This is a genomic window from Occallatibacter sp. FHG110214_02 (assembly GCF_059115385.1).
The window spans coordinates 1-1,147 of sequence record NZ_JBZYWK010000045.1 but is presented as its reverse complement, the minus strand read 5'-3'; the positions used below and the strand labels follow the sequence as shown (position 1 = coordinate 1,147).

The window sequence follows — 1,147 nt, the reverse complement described above, 5'->3', positions numbered from 1 at the left end:
GCGCCGACGGTGCGTCCGCCTTCGCGAATCGCGAAGCGCAGGCCCTTTTCCATGGCCACAGGCGTAATCAGCTCAACAACCAGCTGCACGTTGTCGCCAGGCATCACCATCTCCGTGCCTTCCGGAAGCTCCGCCACGCCCGTCACGTCCGTCGTGCGGAAGTAGAACTGCGGACGATAGCCCTTGAAGAACGGAGTGTGACGGCCGCCTTCTTCCTTCGACAACACGTAAACTTCGCCCTTGAAGTTCGTGTGAGGCGTGATCGATCCGGTCTTCGCCAGAACCATGCCGCGCTCCACGTCTTCCTTCGGGATACCGCGAAGCAGCAGACCAGCATTGTCGCCGGCAAGACCTTCGTCCAACTGCTTCTTGAACATTTCCACGCCGGTAACAACCGTCTTGCGGGTCTCGCGGAAACCTACGATTTCCACTTCCTCGCCAACCTTCACCTTGCCGCGCTCGATACGGCCCGTTACCACGGTACCGCGGCCCGAGATCGAGAAGATGTCTTCGATCGGCATCAGGAACGGAAGGTCTACCGCGCGGTCAGGCTGGGGAACGTTGTCGTCCACCGCCTGCATCAGCTCGTCGATCTTCGCTTCCCACTGCGCTTCGCCATTCAACGCGCCAAGAGCCGATCCACGGATCACAGGTACGTCGTCGCCGGGGAACTGGTACTTCGAGAGAAGCTCGCGAACTTCCATTTCCACAAGATCGATTAACTCGGAGTCCTCAACCACGTCGCACTTGTTCAGGAACACGACGATGTAGGGAACGCCAACCTGACGGGCGAGCAGAACGTGCTCCTTGGTCTGCGGCATCGGACCGTCGGTCGCAGCCACAACCAGGATGCCGCCGTCCATCTGCGCCGCACCGGTAATCATGTTCTTGATGTAGTCCGCGTGACCGGGGCAGTCCACGTGCGCGTAGTGACGGTTCGCCGTCTCGTACTCCACGTGTGCTGTCGCGATCGTAATACCGCGCTCACGCTCTTCCGGCGCGTTGTCGATCGTGTCGAACGAACGGAACTTGATGTTCGGGTTGTGCTTCGACAACACCTTCGTGATCGCCGCCGTCAATGTCGTCTTGCCGTGATCGATATGCCCAATCGTTCCCACATTCACATGCGGCTTAGAACGATCAAATT

At 59.3% G+C, this 1,147-nt stretch carries 1 protein-coding gene; it reads right to left on the bottom strand.

All coding sequences use genetic code 11. From position 1 onward, the window contains the following. On the bottom strand, nucleotides 1–1,147 hold a 1,147-nt coding region (tuf, locus tag AC5S3R_RS19965; RefSeq protein WP_494268956.1), incomplete at both ends, for an elongation factor Tu.